A 19,616-nucleotide genomic window follows, 5' to 3' on the forward strand; every position below is an offset into this window, starting at 1 on the left:
ACAAGAGTGCTAATTTTAGTCAATAGGATAACCTTAACTTGTAAAAGTTATTCTATGCACAAAAATAAATTTGGTGAAGCCCGTCTTTCACGTCTTTAAACACGATGCATAAGTTATATAAAATGGGCGAATGGGGGGCTTCTTCTTGGCTCGGAGATATTTTAGGAAAGCCCGCTTTCCTGGCTGGCTTCTAACCGTTAAAAATGCAATCGGGCAATTAACAGTGCCGCTTATTATCTTTCAGCTGATCCGCACTTTATTATTTCCCTCAGCTGTAGATTTTTTCATTATTTTGATTCTCCTTGCATTGCATTTTGGTATTGCTTATGAAATATTTTAGGATCAAACTAAACTAAACAAGAAGATCACATATATGGTGCTATATGTGATCTTCTTCATTATTTATATGAATTTTATTTGGTGCATTTTCCTCTAGAGCTGGCGGAGGAGCTATCATAATAGCATCACAAAAATCGCGTATCTTTTTCATGGCTCTTATTCTGCTCTCAAGCCTGTGCACCAATTCGATTTGAGAATATTGAGTTCTTTTGCTGCAGTATAGATCAACTGTATTAAATACCGGTTCCGGATATGATAAATAGCTGATTAATAATCCTCGTTCTTCATTTAAAAGCGGTACATGTTTCTCATATAAATCCAATAATAACTTACCTTCTTCAATCACCCAGTCTCTCTGATGTGCAGCTCTCCGGAAATATAAAGCCAAATCTCTTACAGGAGTGTCCAGCACAGCTTTTTCAAAGTTCAGAAGATGGGCTTCCCCTGTAGGATTAAATATCAAATGATTACGGGAAACTTTTCCATGGCACAGGACACTTCTATATCGCTTTTCACGCTGACAAGTATCGTACCATTCTTTTAATCTTCTTTTGGCTTCTTCAGTCATTCTCATTATTTGATGAAAATGGCTTAAATACGTTAATTCAAAAGGTGACATATACGTTTTTTGTTCAGCTTCTTCCGTAAACCTTTCCATTTCAAACTGCCGGTTTTCCCACCTGTTCATTAAATATTGATAAGAATGTTCGACGACTTCATTTGAAAAGTCTTGTTCTTTGAGTGTCAGAGCATGCACTTTGCCGAGATGATCAAGCAGCACCTCATCCTTTGCTCTTTCATTTCTCTCATCTGATGCAAACCATGGCATGAGGTAATAGGTTTTTGGTCCAAGCTGAACAGTATAGTCACCAAATTTGGTCGGATACAATGGTACTACCTGATGGAAACCAATTTCTGAAAGCCTTTGAATAACATGTGTGAACCAGCTTCGTTCTTCCTCGTTCATCTCTGCTTCTTTAAGTGCAAAAGTTCCTCTTTTCGTTATGACCTTCTTTACTTTTCCGTGACGTTCAAGCTTTTCAGGAAACAGATCATAATGAAAAAGGACGGGCCCGTAATTTAGTGTTTCCTTTTCCGTTGTCATAGGGCCACCTTCCTTCTGTTTTCATCAAACCATTCAGTAACCGTTTTAAGGAAAGTCCGGTTTACATCCCAAATGGCTTCGTACATGTTCATGCCTTCAACCATCTTTTCTAAATTGGTGTTGTCTAATCGATTCAGACAATCAGTTAGTTCCCATGGTGTTGTAATTTCGGCTAACAATAGCAACCCATGATCACCTTGTAATGGGAAGATACGATCAATTTCAGTCAGAAGCATTTTTAATGACAAAGGTGAATTGTGTTCCAGCCATTCGAATAAGAAATTTCGTATCGGCTTGTAACTTTGTACCGGTTTAGAATCACCACCTTGGTAAAATAAAAAGTGAAAGATTCTTTTTCCATTCGCAATTCTTATTTCTTTTTCCAAGATTGGAACTTCGGTGTTTTGAACTTTTTTATTAAGCGCCTCAGCGAATAGAAGTCTCTTGTTTGCTTCAGCTATACTTGTATTTAAAATTTGGAAACTTCCATCAGTGTATTTTTGAGCTAATTCCAAACAATGGCTAAAATCAAATACAGGGTGTTCAACAGATTGATCATTTTTATAGTTTCCTTGTACAGAAACCTTTAACAACTGACCAATAAATTGTCCCCACCGCTCTACTTCTTCGCAGCCAAACAGAGTATCAGCATAGTCATGAAGGGTAATCCAGTGCTTGCCGTCAAATACCGCTGCGTCTCCATCTCTTGTTCGAATCATTCTGTCAGGTACGGCGCCAGAGCCTTTTGAAGACTCATCGCGCCATCTGACATGCCATTTTAACATCTCTTCATCTTTCCAATACCTTAATCGTTTCTCTCCAAAATCGGTCATGATAATATGAGGCTCCTGCTTCCATCTCACCCCATATAAATCATATTCATTTTCTAAGAGGTTAATGAGCCCCATGGCAGCACCTCATTTTAGCGTGAACTTACAGGAATATAGATAATTTGCCCTTCAGATACTTCACCCTGCTGCAATTGATTCATGCGCATCAGCGTATTTAAGGAGATATCATATCTTTCACAGATGTGTTCTAAAGAATCTCCGCGCTGAAGAATATACATTCTCATTTTTGAGAAGCGGTCTTCTTTTCCTGAAAGCATCTTCGTTAAATACAAGGCATTTTCATCCTTGGGTTCCTCTTCCCGCTCTGCTTGCTGTTCTTCTTGTTCTTCATAGCTGCTGGCTTCTGCTTCATATTCATAAGATTGGTCTTGTTCTTCTGTATGCTGATAGCTTTGATCATCGTATTCTTGTTCATCATGATACGCTTGTTCTCCATACTCTCCTGCATCATATGGACGGTCTCCGTAATTTTGCGCCTGGTAATCCTGATAATTGTTTTCTTGCGCCGAGTAAGATTGCTGCTGATACGGATTATATTCATATGGTCTTTCTGGTTGTTGATAGGATTGCTGATTCTGATAAGCGTTCTGCTGATAGTTATAGGCATCTTGAGCCTGATAATTCTGCTCTGCATACGGCTGATCGTAACTCGCGTATTCCTGCTCTTCTGAATGGCTCTCATTAAATTTGAGCTCTTCTTGAGCGTCTTCATATTCCGGAAGGTAATGTTCCTCAGTTTCTGGTTCTTCTGTTTCTTCCTCATTATTCGAATTCCTCATATCCTCATCAGAGAAAGCAATTGACTTTAATGAATCAAAGGTCGCATCCATCGTTGTATCATCAATCTCTTCAAAATGAGGTTTGAACTCGTAAGCTGTTTTCTTCTCAGATTTAACTTCAGAAGCTTCCTCTCTAAAACTTGCTTGAAATTCATTTTGTTGCGGCTGAGAAGGTACGCCTCCGCTTTGGCGAGCTTCAAATTGGAAAGGAGTAAATATCTCTGACTTCTCATCATTCTGATCAGAACGTTCCTCGACAGCTGAGCGTACTATTTCTTTCGGCAGTTCAAAGGCCTGACTTTCCTGGCGCTGTTTTTCATCCTTTATTCCATAAATACAGATGGATGCTGAAAGTTCAAAGCAAGTCGAGTTAGGAAGTTCATATTCAAAAGACTCTACTTCAACCTTCACCTGGTTTGAATCTTCAACACGGTAGGACGGAATCGTAATGTCAACAGGAAAGCGATGGACCAGATCTGTAACTCCATCTTCTGCAACATTCAACTGGGTGAGTGAACGATATGAGACACCTTCAGATAAAGGGTTCCCTTCTAAATTTTGCCCATCTTGATCACCCTGTTTTTCTGCACGGTATTTACCGTTTAAAATAAGAGCTCCCTTGATATAAACCTGTCCGGCTTCCTCACTGATGTTTATTTCAGGAACAAGTGACATCGACAAAACTTCAGCTACTTCCTGTCCTTTCTTTAGCCAAACAGACTCCTCAATGGAGAAACGCAGCTTCGATTGACTCATGCCCTTCTCCTCCTTTCAATTGCATATAGTTATACAATATAGGTGTATGAGAGAACAGGACGAAATATGATTCCGAGTTCAATCGGCAAAAATAAAAATAGCGCCCGTTTTGATAAACGGACGCTATTTCGCATAAATTGTAGCTCTTGAAAGTAGTTGATTTCCGCTACGTTGCTCGCTTTCCACGGGGCGTGCGGTGAGCCTCCTGCCGCTTTGCGCCATTAGGATTCTCCACCTGACCGTTTTCATGGAAGTATCCTTGCTCCTGCGTCTACAGTTAAATACTACCGATGTGAGATTCCTCGTCGCATGCCTAGCGAGAAGCTTCTTATGTGGTAGGCACGCACCTTGCGCTCCTATCAACTTGCAATTGATGAGTACAGAAACAAACAAAAGCAACAATCTTTTAGAAAACAGCCTATTTCAATAATGAAAAAGCTTTTCTGAATGCATCAACTGTTTTGTTAATATCATCTTCAGTATGTGCAGTTGATAAGAATAATCCCTCAAATTGTGAAGGTGGAAGAGAAACCCCTTCATGCAGCATCGTGCGGAAACAAGAATTAAAATGATCTAAGTTTGATAACTTAGCTGTTTCATAATTAATTACATCTTGATTAGTAAAGAAGAAACCAATCATGCTTCCTGCACGGTTGATCGTATGGTCGATCCCGTAATGTTCTGCTGCTTCAGATATTCCGGAAGCAAGCTGATCACCAAGCTTTTTAAAATAATCGTAACTTTCTTTTGTTAGCTGAGATAGAGTAGCATAACCTGCAGCCATTGCTAATGGATTGCCAGACAATGTTCCTGCCTGATAAATAGGTCCGCTAGGTGCGATTTGCTGCATGATTTCACGCTTACCTCCATAAGCACCGACGGGAAGACCCCCGCCGATTACTTTCCCTAAACATGTAAGGTCAGGTGTGACACCGAAATACCCTTGAGCGCATTCATAATCCACACGGAATCCTGTCATAACTTCATCAAAGATTAATAGAGAGCCATGTTGTTCCGTCATTTTACGGATTCCCTCAAGGAACCCTTTTTGAGGTGGTACTACACCCATGTTCCCAGCCACTGGCTCAACGATTACACAGGCAATATCTTCTCCGAATTGATCGAATGCAACTTGGAGACTTTCAAGATCATTGTACGGAACCGTGATCGTATTTTGCGCTATCCCTTCAGGTACACCTGGAGAATCTGGCAGGCCAAGAGTCGCGACCCCTGACCCTGCTTTGATCAGCAATGAGTCGCCATGACCATGGTAACAGCCCTCGAATTTTACTATCTTGCTTCTCCCTGTATATCCGCGCGCAAGACGAAGCGCGCTCATCGTTGCCTCTGTTCCGGAGTTGACCATACGAACCACTTCTATAGAGGGAACACGGTCAATTACAAGTTTCGCCAGTTTCGTTTCCATCTCGTTAGGAGCTCCAAAACTAGTTCCACGTTCAGCAGTCTCTTTAAGAGCTTTTACCACTGCTTCATCTGCATGGCCTAAAATTAATGGACCCCATGATAAAACATAATCAATATATTCATTTCCATCGATATCATAAATTTTAGATCCTTTGCCGCGCTCCATAAATACAGGATCCATATTCACTGATTTAAAAGCACGTACAGGACTGTTTACGCCGCCAGGCATATATTCCTTCGCTTCTTTGAAAGCCGCGATTGATTTTTCAAAGTTTCTCATACTGAAACCCTCCCCCATTTATTGGTTCTCTTTCAGCCATCTTGCCGCATCTTTAGCAAAGTATGTGATGATGAGATCTGCTCCAGCTCTTTTCATAGAAATTAATTTTTCAAGGACGATACTTTTTTCATCTACCCAGCCATTTAAGGCTGCTGCTTTAATCATGGAATATTCTCCGCTCACATTATAAGCAACGAGCGGAAGAGGATATCTATCCTTTAATTCCCGAAGAATGTCCAGATAAGAAAGTGCTGGTTTAACCATTAAGAAGTCTGCTCCTTCAGCAATATCTGACTCTGCTTCGCGAAGAGCTTCCAGGCGGTTTGCCGGGTCCATCTGATAGGTTTTTCTATCACCAAACTGCGGTGTGCTGTGTGCAGCATCACGAAACGGACCGTAAAAGGATGAAGCATACTTAACAGCATAAGACATAATCGGAATTTCGGTATAACCCGCTTCATCCAATCCTTGTCTTATCGCAGCAACAAAACCGTCCATCATATTAGAAGGTGCTATAATATCAGCTCCTGCTTCTGCTTGAGAAACTGCTGTTTTTGCCAAAAGTTCAAGCGTTTCGTCGTTACGTACATAGCCGTTCTCAATAACACCGCAATGGCCATGATCTGTAAACTGACAAAGACAAGTATCTGCGATTACAGTTAGAGAGGGTGCGATCTCTTTAATTTGACGAATGGCTTTTTGTACGATTCCGTTATGGTCATAGGCAGAACTTCCGCATTCATCTTTCTCACCAGGTACACCGAAAACAATAATAGACTGAATACCTAAGCTTTCAACCTCTTTAATTTCTTCCTCCAATAAATCGAGTGAAATATGATAAACGCCTGGCATTGAAGGAACTTCTTTTTTAACATTCTCACCTTCCACAAAAAATAATGGATAAATGAAATCAGATACATGAAGATGTGTTTCTCGTACAAGTGAACGCATTGAGGCAGTTCTTCTTAAACGGCGGTGACGCTGGAAATTCATATTAGCTTCCTCCTTGAAAATAAATTGCAGCAAGTTTCACCATGTCCTCAGCTGTATATCTTTCTGGCATAAAAACATGTTGGAACCCTTTCTCGACCGCTGCTTTTTTTGTAGTCGGCCCAATACAAAAAGCAGGCGTTTTCAAAATCCTGCTGATTTGTTTCTTTTCATAATACGCAGTCATAAATGAGACAGCAGAAGGACTTAAGAAAAAGCAGCAATCTGCTTTTAAGGCTAAACCCCAGTCAAGGTCCTCGGCTGGTTTTGTCTCGTAGACTACTAGTTCTTCCACATCTGCTTTATCTTTTAGTTGATCTTTAATGTAAGAAGGAGCGAGATTTCCCTTTGGAAAAAGTACTTTCTCTCCATCTTTAACTTCTTTTTTTAATAGTTCAGCAAGTGCTTCAGCATCATAACGTTTCGGAACAAGGATTGAATGGATTCCCCGCTCCTGCATCGCTTGAGCAGTTTTCTCTCCAACTGCAGCAAATTTATGCTGGTCAAACGACAATTCCTTATCTTTGATTATCCGAAAAAAATGATCAACACCATTCTTGCTGGTGAAAATAATCCACTTATAGCTGGATAAGTGCTGTATCGAATACTCATCTAATGGTTTGTCCGTTCCTGTTATTGTCACAACCGGAAAAGGGAGCGGGATACCCCCTTCATCTTTGATTAGTGATAACAATGAATCAGCGTGTTCTATAGGTCGGGTAACAAGTACAGTTTTACCTGCTAATGGACCTTCTGGTGTCTTCATTAAATGTCCAGGTCCTTTTTCACATCATCAAGAATCTTTTTTGCACCGATTTCTTTTAATTCCTGAGCGAGTTCAACCCCTACCTGATGAGGGTCTTTTCCTGTTTTCATTTCTTTTAATACTTTTTTTCCAGACGGGTCTGCAACTAGTCCTGTTAATGTTACTTCATCATTCGTTAAAGTTGCATATGCAGCGATAGGTACTTGGCAGCCGCCTTCTAAAGTATCCAAGAAGGCACGCTCCGCCTGAACCGTCTGAAACGTATACGAGTCATTTAAAGTGGCTAATAACTCTTTTACTTCATCGTCCTCACTTCTGCATTCAATCGCCAGCGAACCTTGTCCTACTGCAGGTAAACAAAGATCTGTATCCAAAAATTCCGTTACAACATCCTTAGACCAGCCCATTCTCTCTAACCCAGCTGCAGCGAGAATAATAGCATCAAATTCACCGGATTTCAGCTTTTCCAATCGTGTATCAATATTTCCTCGAATGGACTTAATCGATAAATCAGGGCGGGTATGTAAAAGCTGTGCCGCTCTTCTTAAAGAACTTGTTCCAACAACAGCACCCTCTGGCAATTCACGTAAAGAAGAGTATTTTTCAGAAATAAGAGCATCTCGCGGATCCACACGTTTAGGCGTACATGCGATCTCAAGACCTTCTGGCAGAGCTGCAGGCATATCCTTCATACTATGAACAGCTATATCAATCTCTTTATCTAACATAGCCTGCTCAATTTCTTTAACAAAAAGACCTTTTCCGCCTACTTTAGATAAGGTAACGTTTAAGATGACATCACCTTTTGTTACAATCTCTTTCACTTCAAAATCAAAAGGAAGACCTTTTTTCTTTAACTGGTCGATTACCCAGTTCGTCTGAGTAAGAGCCAGTTTGCTTCTCCTTGAACCTACTATTATTTTTCTCATTTTATAAAACTCCTATCTCGTTACTTATACCAAAGATGAAACTCAGTAAATGTAGATGCTAAAAAGTAATTTATAAGGACTACAAGAAATGCTGCTGTGTTCCAGAGAGCAAGGGTTTTGCCTTGAACACCTCTGGCTACTTTTTGGTATAAGTAAGTGCTGTAAACCAAAAGTACGATAAACGATGAGATGACTTTCACATCGAGAAGTGTAAAGTTATTTATCTTCCAGAATGCCCATATCACACCTAATATTAAACTAAGCAGCAGGAGCGGGACACCCACTGTATTTAAACGGAACGAAAGCTTTTCAAGATAAGAAAGACTTCCGAAACGCTGCAGCCTTTTGCTCCACTTTTTCTTTTTAAGCATTCCGTGCTGAATTAAATACATAAAAGAAAAAATAAAAGATAATGAGAAAGCCCCATAAGATATAAAAGCCATCGTAATGTGAATGATTAATAGTTCTGAAATGAGCTGTTTTTCTATAACTGCACTTGCTTGCCCGGTTGGTGCAAATAAATGTATAGATACAAGCAAAAACCCAAGTACGTTTGTAAAGAATACGAGGAAATCCACTCTGAAAAATTTACTCATTACAACAGAAAAAGTAACGAGGATCCAAGCATAAAAAAACAGGCCTTCTGACGGTGTTAAGATTGGAAACCGCTGATCTTCCAGCATCCGTAACACAAAGAAGACCGTTTGCAGCACCCAGACAATAGAAAGCAACCAGAAAGCAAACTGATTCGCTTTCCGGTTGTTTTGAAGAAAATCTATAAAATAGCCCGTGATGCTTAGTGCATATAAGACAATTGTAAGATCATATATCCAATTCATTTTGCTCACACTCCATGAGCCCGAGGGAAACAATAAATTATGTTCTTGCCGTAAAAGGATTGACAGCCTCATCAGATAATGATGCTTTGTCTTCTCTGTTTCCAGCAAAACCTGTTTCCAACTGCTTTTGTTTATCCAAATAGTCTTCCAATGCAAAAATCTCTGTAAATAACTGCAGCTGCTCTTCTGCATCAGCTTGTCCTGCTATTTCTTTAGCTCTCGTAACAGGATCACGCAAAAGCTGATTTACAATGCTCTTTGTATGTTTGCTTAAGATCTTTTTCTCTCGATCCGTTAAATCAGGCAATTTGCGTTTTATACTCTGCATCGTTTCTGCTTGAATGTTCAATGCTTTTTCACGAAGTGCAGAAATTAAAGGTACTACACCAAGCATTGAGATCCAGGATTGGAAATCAACGATTTCTGATTCAATGAGAATCTCAATCTTTTCCGCTTCTTTTTTGCGCTCTGCCAAGTTTGATTCAACGATTCCTTCTAAATCATCAATATCATATAAGAAAACGCTGTCCAAATCATGCAATGCAGGATCTAAATCCCTCGGAACTGCAATATCCACCATAAAAAGCGGAAGCCCTTTCCGTTTCTTAATTGCAGGTGCAGCCATTTCTTTTGTGATGACAAAATCACTTGCTCCTGTGGACGAAATAACAATATCGGCTCTAACAAGTAATTTCTCTAAATCGTTAAAAGGGTGAGCGACGCCATGAAACTTTTCTGCTACTTCTTTTGCTTTTTCGAATGTACGGTTAATTACCAGCACTTCATTGCCGCCGCTGGCATGAAGGTGTTTAGCTGTTAACTCGCCCATTTTCCCTGCCCCAACGATTAGAATAGTCTTATTCTGCAGTCCGCCAAAGATTTTCTTTGCAAGTTCAACAGCCGCGTAGCTGACAGAAACTGCGTTTTCGCCAATATCAGTTTCGGAATGGCACTTTTTCGCAAATGTAATTGCCTGCTTCATTAATTTATTAAAGATGGTTCCTGTAGCTGATAGCTTTTGTGATTCAAGAAAGCTGTCTTTTACCTGGCCAAGAATTTGAGTCTCTCCAATTACCATTGAATCCAATCCAGCTGATACACGGAATAAATGCTCCACAGCTGCTTCTCCGTCTCTTATGCTTAAAAAAGGAGAAAGTTCTTCTTTGTCAATGTTAAACCAATCTGCTAAAAACGATTTGATGTAGTATCTTCCTGTATGAAGCTGATCGGCAACCGCATAAATTTCAGTACGGTTACATGTAGAAACGATTACACATTCAAGTATACTTTTTTGTTTGCGGAGTAAAGAGATCGCATCCTGTATTTCAGCGGGCTGAAACGCAACTTTTTCTCGGATTTCCACGGGAGCCGTTTTGTAATTAAGTCCTACCACTAAGATATGCATGCGCTCACCTCCTTTTTATGTATGTTTTCTGTGTTCATTATACCATGGACAAAAATACAAATTGCCGGTATATTGTGAACAGAATTTAAACGTTTATGCTATGATAGGGTTAATAATTTTATGGTATGTAACTGTCTTATGATTTCCTGAACTTCTAAAACTTAACACCATTATTTAAAATAACAAATTTCGACCAAATTAGCAAAGGTTATACGCAATATTGGAGGACTTATGAAACAACAAAGCAAATTCAGCGGATTTATTTTAATTGGAATTGGTTTATTCTTTTTCGCAATTCAAATGAACATTGAAGTGATTCAGCCTTATCTGACATGGCCAACATTGATTCTAATTATTGGACTGGCACTCCTTATGCAAGCAGGTTCAGGAAAAGATTCAGCAAGTCTGTTTTCAGGTGTTTTCCTTACTGGACTCGGCATACATTTTCATGCTGTTTCAAAGCTTCCTTCCTGGCCGGAGCCGCTGCAAATGATAACTCTGCTTACAGGGATAGCATTCTTAATACAGTATAAAAAGGCGAAAGACGGCCTTATACCCGGACTATTAATAACTAGTTTGTCACTTTGGCTTATCTTTTTTAACCATAATACCCCTTCTGTAGAAAATATATTTGCAAAAGCAGAAAGTTTCTGGCCGATCATCTTGATGGTATTAGGTGCCTATTTCATATTTTTCAAGAAAAAATAAAAGCAGTGTTCGATTTTGAACACTGCTTTTTTTCTTGGGCTCTTTTCTAAAGATTGTCTTCGCATACATTGTTGCTTTTGAAAGTAGTTGACCTGCGCTCCAGGCTGCTCGCTTTCCACGGGGCGTGCGGTGAGCCTCCTGCCGCTTTGCGCCATTAGGAGTCTCCACCTGACCGCTCGTCCCGTAGGAGTCTCGCCACCTTGCGCTCCAATCAACGTGCAAATGATGAGAATAGAAAAAGCCAAAAGCAACAATCCTTTAGAAAAGAGCCTTTCTAAAAGATTGTTGCTACTTAGAGATTCTCGCAAAATTCTTCGATGAAAAGTTAATTGGAGTGGAAGGGCTGCAGGACGAACGGGCTCACCGCACACCCTGCGGACAGCGAGTCCTGCAACGGAAATTAACCACTTCCAAGAGCAACAAAGCGTTCGAAATAAGCCTCTTATTTTGTTAAATAAGAGTTCAGCACTCCCCAAGCTTCGTCTTTCCCATGTCCTGTTTCAGAAGAAAAAAGAATGATCTTGTCTGTCGGATCCATGTTTAATGTTTCTTTAACTACCTTTTTGTGCTTATCCCATTTCCCTTTTGGAATCTTATCACTTTTTGTAGCCACAATGATAACCGGCAGTTCGTGATACTTAAGCCAATCATACATCAAACAATCATCCTTTGAAGGAGGATGTCTAAGATCGACAAGCTGAACAACGGCTTTCAGCTGATCCCTTTCAACAAGATATTGCTCGATCATCTTGCCCCAAGCTTCTCTTTCTGTTTTAGAAACTTTAGCAAATCCATAGCCTGGCACATCTACAAAATAAAAGCTTTCATTTAAAATATAAAAATTAAGAGTTTGCGTTTTTCCTGGCCTTGAAGAAGTACGCGCTAAATTTTTACGGTGGATCATCTTATTGATAAAGGAAGATTTCCCTACGTTTGAACGGCCTGCCAAAGCAATTTCCGGAAGATTGCCTTCCGGATATTGCTTTGGCCCTACGGCTGATATGACTATCTCTGCTGTATTTACTTTCACTTTTCATCACCTGCTAATGCTACTTTTAAGACTTCATCCAAGTGGGAGACTAGAATAAATGAAAGTCCTTCTTTTACAGTTTCCGGAATTTCTTCAATATCCTTTTCATTCTCTTTAGGAAGAATGATTGTCTTTATCCCCGCTCGGTGTGCGCTTAAAGATTTTTCTTTCAAACCGCCAATAGGCAGAACACGCCCTCTTAGCGTTATCTCACCTGTCATGCCAACATCACGCCTCACCGCTCTCTTTGTAAGGGCAGAAACAAGGGCTGTGGCAATTGTAATCCCCGCAGAAGGTCCATCTTTTGGAGTGGCACCTTCTGGGACATGAATATGAATATCTGTTTTCTCGTAAAAGTCTGGAGCAATCCCCAGTTCTTCTACTTTCGTTCGGACATAGCTTAATGCTGCTTGTGCAGACTCTTTCATCACATCGCCTAGTTTACCAGTTAAAATAAGCTTCCCTTTTCCAGGAGAAAGAGCTACTTCAATAGAAAGCGTATCTCCGCCTGCAGTCGTATAGGCAAGTCCTGTAGCGGCTCCAATCTGATCTTCAAGCTCCGCCTGACCATATCGAAAACGAGGCTTCCCAAGGTATTCTTCAATGTTCTTAGCAGACAAGATAACCTTTTTCTTTTCAGACGACACAATCTGTTTTGCAGCTTTTCTGCATAAACCAGCAATCTGACGCTCTAAATTACGCACACCAGCTTCACGTGTGTAATTACGGACGAGCTTTAAAATACAATCATCCTTGAACTGAATCTGGCTCTTCTTAAGACCATGCTCTTTTAATTGTTTAGGAATTAAGTGATTTTTGGAGATATGAAGTTTTTCAACTTCTGTATATCCAGCAATCGAAATTACTTCCATTCTGTCTAAGAGAGGTCCAGGAATTGTAGAAAGTGAGTTTGCGGTCGTAACGAACATAACTTTTGATAAATCATAAGGCTCTTCGATGTAGTGATCGCTGAATGTGCTGTTTTGCTCAGGATCTAACACTTCAAGCATAGCTGAAGATGGATCACCTCTAAAATCACTCGACATCTTATCGATCTCATCCAGCAAAAATACAGGATTTACTGTTCCTGCTTTCTTCATACCTTGAATCAATCTGCCTGGCATAGCACCTACATACGTTCTGCGGTGGCCTCTGATTTCTGCTTCATCCCTTACTCCGCCTAAGGAGATTCTCACAAAGTTGCGGCCGATGGCACGGGCAATCGAACGCGCTAAAGAAGTTTTACCAACTCCTGGCGGTCCTACAAGGCATAGAATAGGACCTTTTAATGAATTCGTCAGTTTTTGAACAGCTAAATATTCTAAAACGCGATCCTTCACTTTTTCAAGTCCATAATGGTCTTCATTAAGAACTGTTTCTGCATGTGGAATATCCAGATTATCTACAGTCTCTTGTTTCCATGGCAAGTTAACAAGCCATTCTATATAAGTCCGGATTACAGAACTTTCAGCAGAAGAATTAGGCATTTTTTCATATCGGTCCAATTCTTTTTTTGCTATCTCCATAACGTTTTCAGGCATATCAGACGCTTCAATACGTTCTTTTAATGAGCTGACTTCGCCAATCTTGCCTTCTTTATCGCCAAGTTCTTTCTGAATAGCCTTCATCTGTTCACGCAAATAATACTCTTTTTGCGTTTTTTCCATCGCCTTTTTAACCCGCTGGCCAATTTTCTTTTCAAGTCCCAGCACTTCTTTTTCGTTATTTAGAAGTGCCAGCAAGTGTTCAAGTCTTTCTTTAACATTAAAGATTTCTAGGATCTTTTGTTTTTCTTTAATCTTCAATGAAAGATGTGAAGAAATAACGTCAGCAAGTCTTCCAGGTTCTGTTATATCTTGAACAGAAGCTAAGGTTTCAGGAGTTACTTTTTTAGAAAGGTTTATGTATTGTTCGAACTGTGCCAAAACTGCTCGCATCAACGCTTCCGTTTCAGCCTCTTTCTCTTCCACATCATCTGTTAGCTCTATTTCTACTTCCACATGTGTTTTTTCATCCATAAAAGAAGTAATATTTCCACGCTGAATACCTTCTACCAATACTCTTATCGTGCCATTAGGCAGTTTAAGCATCTGATTGACTTTTGATAAAGTCCCAACATTGTAAATTTCCTCTTCAGCTGGATCTTCGATAGAAACTTCCTTTTGAGTTGAAAGAAAAATCATTTGATCATCGAGCATCACTTTTTCAAGTGCTTGAATCGACTTTTCTCTTCCAACATCCAAGTGAAGCACCATTGTCGGATAGACCAACAATCCGCGTAGAGGGAGGAGCGGAAGAACTCGTTTTTCCCCCATTAAAAACACCTCCGAAAACTACTGTGTAATCATTATTTATATGCATAGTCTTTGTACAATTCTACCGATAATGCTTAACTTTGTCTAATGTTAGCTATTCGGAAAACTTTTATTAAACAAAAAAGAAACCCCTTCTTCTCCTTAAACTGAAGAAGGAGGGGAATTTATAGCTGCAGCTGGAATCGATTCTTCAGAGCTGTCATCTAGAAAAACATATTGAAACACTTCTGAAAGTTTTTTCACCGGAATGATTTCTACATCTTCAATACTCTCAAAGATCTTTTGATTGTTCTCAAATGGAATAAGCACACGTTTCGCTCCAGCGTCCTTGGCAGCTAATATTTTTGCCATTACACCGCCAACTGGCTTTACTTTACCATGTATACTTATCTCACCTGTCATGGCTACCTCATGATCAACGCGAACTTTATGGATCGCAGAATAGATTGAAGAAGCAATCGCGATACCTGCTGATGGGCCATCCACTGGTCCGCCTCCAGGGAAATTCACATGAATGTCGTACATGGAAGCATCAACACCCATAAATCGAAGGACTGTTATAACATTCTCAACAGATCCTTTTGCCATACTTTTTCTTCGAATTGACTTAGACTGATTGCCGATGCTCTCTTCTTCAGCAATTCCTGTAATCGTAATCGATCCTTGCTTCTTAGCTGGAAGCACAGTTGTTTCTATTTCAAGAAGCGCACCGCTTGTAGGACCGTAAACAGCCAGTCCATTTACTAAACCAATTTTCGGTTTGCTGCCGATCTTTCTCTCGGGTCTTGGCGCCATTCTGCTTGAATGAGTAACCCATTCAACGTCTCCTTTTGTAATGTCCTTTCGCTGTTCAGTAATGGCTAATCCGGCAGCAATCTGAATCATATTAACTGCCTCACGTCCGTTTTTAGCGTACTGAGCCATATATTTTAGAGACTCATCGTCAATCCCAAGCTGAATTTTATCTGCAGCACGTTTGGCGATCTGCTCTATTTCCATAGGCTGAAGCTCTCTAAAAAAGACCTCCAGACATCTGGATCTGATTGCAGGCGGAATCTCGTCCGGCATACGAGTAGTGGCACCGATCATTCTAAAGTCAGCCGGAAGCCCATTTTGAAAAATATCATGAATATGGTGCGGTATGTTTGCATTTTCTTCTGAATAATAGGCACTTTCAAGATATACTTTGCGGTCTTCTAATACTTTTAATAGTTTGTTCATTTGAATAGGATGCAGTTCGCCAATTTCGTCAATAAAAAGAACACCGCCATGTGCATTCGTAACAGCACCTTGTTTAGGCTGTGGTATACCTGCTTGCCCCATGGCACCTGCACCTTGATAAATAGGGTCATGAACTGAACCAATCAGTGGATCAGCTATTCCGCGTTCATCAAAACGTGCTGTTGTTGCATCTAATTCAACAAATACTGCTGTTGAACGAAATGGTGACGTTTTATTCCTTTTTGCCTCTTCAAGAACCAACCTTGCTGCTGCAGTCTTACCAACCCCAGGCGGTCCATATACGATTACGTGCTGCGGGTTTGGACCGCACAAGGCTGCTTTTAATGCTTTGATGCCATCCTCCTGGCCAATAATATCTTCGAACTTTCCTGGGCGTACCCGCTCAGACAATGGTTCAGATAATGAGATAGATCGCAGTCTTTTTAATTGTTCCATCTCTTTTCTTGATTCTTTATCTACGCTTACTTTTTGAGACCTCTGGTTTCGCAGCAAGTTCCAAAAATACAGACCGATTATAATCCCAAAGAATAATTGAATGATTAACGCTATCCCTGTCCAGTTCATCGTTTTCCTCCCGATACATATGTAGTGATAACCATAGTATCTCCGAGGATATGAGGACCTAAACGGTAATAATGCCAAAACAAATATTGTTTATATGGAAGTTTGTGGGGGATGGAAATAGATTAGGCAGTTCAGAAGTAAAAAGGACAAGTTCATCCTATAAATTTCTATTTATAGGCCATCAAGGAAACTTATGTGCTTAAAAAAGTTTTATGGTCCTCCAAAAAATTTTATGAGCCTTCGTCCATTTTCATAAAGTTGTTTTGGCTTTGCAGATAAAAAAAGGAAAAAAGACTGACTCGTCAGCCGTTAATGATAACAGCTAATGAGCCAGCCTCTATTAAGCACTCTCTTTAGGAGTTTCTTTTGATTGTTCGATAACAGTACCATCTTCAAGTTCTAAAGTTGGTGGAACCTTATCAGAAATTGTTTCTTTTGTAACAATACATTTTACAACATCTTCACGAGAAGGAAGCTCAAACATTACATCAAGCATAACTCCTTCAATAATGGAACGGAGTCCTCGCGCACCTGTTTTGCGTTCAATGGCTTGGGCTGAGATTTCACGAAGCGCTTCATCTGTAAACTCAAGCTCTACTCCATCGATATCTAAAAGTTTTTGATATTGTTTTACCAATGCATTTTTAGGTTTTGTCAGGATTTCGATCAGCGCATCCTCATCCAATGGATTCAAGTTAGAGATTACTGGCAAACGGCCGATAAACTCTGGAATCAATCCAAAACGAAGTAAATCTTCAGGAAGTACTTTAGACAAGTATTCACCTGCTTTTAAATCCGCTTGTTTTGAATCTGAACTGAACCCAATAACTTTTTTACCTAAACGGCGTTTAATAATTTGTTCGATTCCATCGAATGCTCCGCCACAGATGAATAGAATATTCGTAGTATCGATTTGGATGAATTCTTGATGTGGGTGTTTTCTCCCGCCTTGCGGAGGAACACTCGCAACCGTGCCTTCTAAAATTTTAAGAAGGGCTTGCTGCACACCTTCACCAGAAACATCACGTGTAATTGATGGGTTTTCTGATTTACGTGCAATCTTATCGATCTCATCAATGTAAATAATCCCTTTTTCTGCTTTTTCAACATCATAATCAGCAGACTGAATTAATTTAAGAAGGATGTTTTCTACGTCCTCACCTACATAACCAGCTTCTGTTAAAGATGTAGCATCAGCAATAGCAAAAGGCACATTCAAAATTCGCGCTAAAGTCTGTGCAAGTAGCGTTTTACCGCTTCCTGTCGGTCCGATCATCGCGATATTACTTTTTGCCAGTTCAACTTCATCTGATTTTTGAGAAGAATTGATTCTCTTATAATGATTGTAAACGGCTACAGAAAGCGATTTCTTCGCCTGATCCTGACCGATTACATACTCATCAAGAATTTTACGGATTTCTACTGGTTTTGGGACTTCTTTTAGTTCTACATCCTCTTCTGTACCTAATTCTTCTTCTACAATTTCAGTACAGAGTTCGATACATTCATCACAAATATATACACCTGGTCCAGCAACCAGTTTTCTAACTTGATCTTGTGTTTTGCCACAGAAAGAACATTTTAATTGCCCTTTTTCATCATTAAATTTAAACAATGATATCACCCCTAAAACGATAATATGGATGAAACGCTTGACCTTTTTTTACAATTTCTATAGTAAAGGTCTGTATTTATTTCTACTGCTTAAGCATTCCGTTGATTATAATGGATTGTATCACACTTCCACAATAAAACGGAAATAAAAACCCTTATTAAATATGTATGGTATGGCTCTATATAAGTATGAACAATCCTGCGTGTTTTAAAACCTATTTTTCAAATAGCAGTAGAAAATACCTAAATAATGTTATGTATTGAAAAAAAAGGCACGATAGTAAGGATCGCGCCTTGTTTCATTTCATGCATTGATATAATTTTAATTAAACAGTTTTGCTGTTTTCAACAAGGAAGTCGATTGCTTTGCGAACTTTCAAGTCAGCAGCAACTGCATCGTTTCCACCTTGCATTGCAAGCATTTGCTTAATTTGTTCAACTTCCATCTTGTACATTTCAGCCATCTTATTAAGCTCTGCATCGATTTCCTCTTCAGAAACTTCAATGTTTTCTGCTTCAACAATCGCTTCTAATACAAGGTTTGTGCGAACACGCTTCTGAGCGTCTTCTTTCATTTGCTCACGAAGTGCTTCTTCACTTGTTCCAGAGAACTGGTAGTAAAGGTCAAGGTTCATGCCTTGCATTTGAAGGCGTTGACCAAACTCTTGAACCATACGGTCTAGCTCAGTATTAACCATAGCTTCTGGAATTTCTATTTCAGCATTTTCAGAAGCTTTTTCAATCACAGTTTCACGTGTTTGGTTTTCAGCTTCTTGTTTCTTGCTTTCTTCAAGCTTCGTACGAAGCTCTTTTTTCAAGTCTTCAAGTGTTTCAGCATCGCCTTCAGCTTCTTTTGCGAACTCATCGTTAAGTTCTGGAAGCTGTTTGGATTTGATGTCATGAATTTTCACTTTGAAAACTGCAGGCTTACCAGCTAATTCTTCAGCATGGTACTCTTCAGGGAAAGTAACGTTAACATCCTTTTCCGCTCCAGCTTTTTCACCAACAAGTTGGTCTTCAAAACCTGGAATGAATGAACCAGATCCAATTTCTAATGAATAGTTCTCTGCTTTTCCTCCTTCGAAAGCTTCTCCGTCAACAAATCCTTCGAAATCCAAGTTTACTGTGTCGCCATTTTCAATAGCGCCATCTTCTTTAACAACTAATTCAGCTTGTTGTTCTTGTAAACGAGTAAGTTCGCTTTGAACATCTTCATCAGTTACTTCAGTTTCAGTCTTTTCAACTTCAAGACCTTTGTACTCGCCAAGTTTAACTTCTGGCTTAACGATTACTTTAGCAGTGAATACAAGGCTGCTTCCTTGTTCCATTTTTTCGATATCAACTTCTGGACGATCTACAGGCTCGATTCCTGTTTCTTCAACTGCATCGCCATAAGCTTTTGGCAATAAAATGTCTAAAGCATCTTGATAAAGAGACTCTACACCAAAGCGTTGTTCAAAAAGTTTGCGCGGCATTTTCCCTTTACGGAAACCTGGCACATTTACCTTTTTAACCACTTTTTTAAACGCTTGGTCTAGCGCTGTATCTACTTCAGAAGCCTCAACTTCAACAGTTAAGACACCTTGATTGCCTTCTAACTTTTCCCATTTAGCACTCATTAATATATTCCCTCCAACATCGGTATTTCCATAAATATCATATAGATTACAACCATTCCA

General features: G+C 39.7%; 16 protein-coding genes. 2 read left to right on the forward strand and 14 right to left on the reverse strand.

Annotation, left to right across the window (positions count from 1 at the left end):
• Positions 1–145: 145 nt before the first annotated feature.
• Positions 146–340 (forward strand): hypothetical protein, encoded by a 195-nt coding sequence (locus tag ABE41_RS13840; RefSeq protein WP_066291391.1) that lies wholly within the window; start codon positions 146–148, stop codon positions 338–340.
• 39 nt (positions 341–379) lie between these two features.
• On the opposite strand, the gene ysxE is transcribed toward ABE41_RS13840, so the two are convergent.
• The 9 genes from ysxE to hemA all read right to left on the reverse strand — a co-directional run bounded on the left by ysxE (position 380) and on the right by hemA (position 10,464).
• Positions 380–1,444, reverse strand: a complete 1,065-nt coding sequence (ysxE, locus tag ABE41_RS13845) for a spore coat protein YsxE (RefSeq protein WP_066291395.1) — start codon at positions 1,442–1,444, stop codon at positions 380–382.
• A complete protein-coding gene (locus ABE41_RS13850; protein WP_066291399.1) occupies positions 1,441–2,352 on the reverse strand; it encodes a hypothetical protein in 912 nt (303 codons plus the stop codon). Before ABE41_RS13850 ends, ysxE begins: the two co-directional genes overlap by 4 nt.
• Positions 2,353–2,366: 14 nt before the next feature.
• Positions 2,367–3,830, reverse strand: a complete 1,464-nt coding sequence (locus ABE41_RS13855) for a LysM peptidoglycan-binding domain-containing protein (protein ID WP_066291401.1) — start codon at positions 3,828–3,830, stop codon at positions 2,367–2,369.
• Positions 3,831–4,248: 418 nt separating this feature from the next.
• Positions 4,249–5,535, reverse strand: coding sequence for a glutamate-1-semialdehyde 2,1-aminomutase (hemL, locus tag ABE41_RS13860; protein ID WP_066291402.1), 1,287 nt, complete (start codon positions 5,533–5,535; stop codon positions 4,249–4,251).
• 18 nt (positions 5,536–5,553) lie between these two features.
• Positions 5,554–6,528: a porphobilinogen synthase gene (gene hemB, locus ABE41_RS13865; protein ID WP_066291405.1), complete on the reverse strand. Its 975-nt coding sequence runs from the start codon at positions 6,526–6,528 to the stop codon at positions 5,554–5,556.
• Position 6,529: 1 nt separating this feature from the next.
• Entirely contained in the window at positions 6,530–7,291 is a 762-nt protein-coding gene (locus ABE41_RS13870; protein ID WP_066291408.1) for a uroporphyrinogen-III synthase, read from the reverse strand.
• Positions 7,291–8,220 (reverse strand): hydroxymethylbilane synthase, encoded by a 930-nt coding sequence (gene hemC / locus ABE41_RS13875; protein ID WP_066291410.1) that lies wholly within the window; start codon positions 8,218–8,220, stop codon positions 7,291–7,293. The genes ABE41_RS13870 and hemC overlap by 1 nt, the downstream gene beginning before the upstream one ends.
• 20 nt (positions 8,221–8,240) lie before the next feature.
• Positions 8,241–9,059, reverse strand: a complete 819-nt coding sequence (locus ABE41_RS13880) for a cytochrome C assembly family protein (RefSeq protein ID WP_066291412.1) — start codon at positions 9,057–9,059, stop codon at positions 8,241–8,243.
• A gap of 37 nt (positions 9,060–9,096) precedes the next feature.
• Positions 9,097–10,464, reverse strand: a complete 1,368-nt coding sequence (gene hemA, locus ABE41_RS13885) for a glutamyl-tRNA reductase (RefSeq protein ID WP_066291414.1) — start codon at positions 10,462–10,464, stop codon at positions 9,097–9,099.
• 231 nt (positions 10,465–10,695) lie between these two features.
• Between hemA and ABE41_RS13890 the strand changes: the two genes are divergently transcribed.
• Positions 10,696–11,172: a hypothetical protein gene (locus ABE41_RS13890; protein WP_066291416.1), complete on the forward strand. Its 477-nt coding sequence runs from the start codon at positions 10,696–10,698 to the stop codon at positions 11,170–11,172.
• 442 nt (positions 11,173–11,614) lie between these two features.
• On the opposite strand, the gene yihA is transcribed toward ABE41_RS13890, so the two are convergent.
• The 5 genes from yihA to tig form a co-directional block, all read right to left on the reverse strand.
• Entirely contained in the window at positions 11,615–12,202 is a 588-nt protein-coding gene (gene yihA / locus ABE41_RS13900) for a ribosome biogenesis GTP-binding protein YihA/YsxC (RefSeq protein WP_066291421.1), read from the reverse strand.
• On the reverse strand, positions 12,199–14,517 hold the full coding sequence (gene lon / locus ABE41_RS13905) for an endopeptidase La (RefSeq protein ID WP_066291423.1): 2,319 nt from the start codon (positions 14,515–14,517) through the stop codon (positions 12,199–12,201). Before lon ends, yihA begins: the two co-directional genes overlap by 4 nt.
• 141 nt (positions 14,518–14,658) lie before the next feature.
• Positions 14,659–16,323: an ATP-dependent protease LonB gene (gene lonB, locus ABE41_RS13910; RefSeq protein WP_066291425.1), complete on the reverse strand. Its 1,665-nt coding sequence runs from the start codon at positions 16,321–16,323 to the stop codon at positions 14,659–14,661.
• 340 nt (positions 16,324–16,663) lie between these two features.
• Entirely contained in the window at positions 16,664–17,938 is a 1,275-nt protein-coding gene (gene clpX / locus ABE41_RS13915) for an ATP-dependent protease ATP-binding subunit ClpX (RefSeq protein ID WP_066291429.1), read from the reverse strand.
• 325 nt (positions 17,939–18,263) lie between these two features.
• Positions 18,264–19,556 carry a trigger factor gene (gene tig, locus ABE41_RS13920; protein ID WP_066291437.1) on the reverse strand — a complete coding sequence of 431 codons (1,293 nt, stop codon included), beginning with the start codon at positions 19,554–19,556 and terminating at the stop codon, positions 18,264–18,266.
• Positions 19,557–19,616: the final 60 nt, after the last annotated feature.

It is taken from the genome of Fictibacillus arsenicus, from assembly GCF_001642935.1.
GTDB classification, from domain to species: Bacteria; Bacillota; Bacilli; order Bacillales; family Fictibacillaceae; genus Fictibacillus; species Fictibacillus arsenicus_B.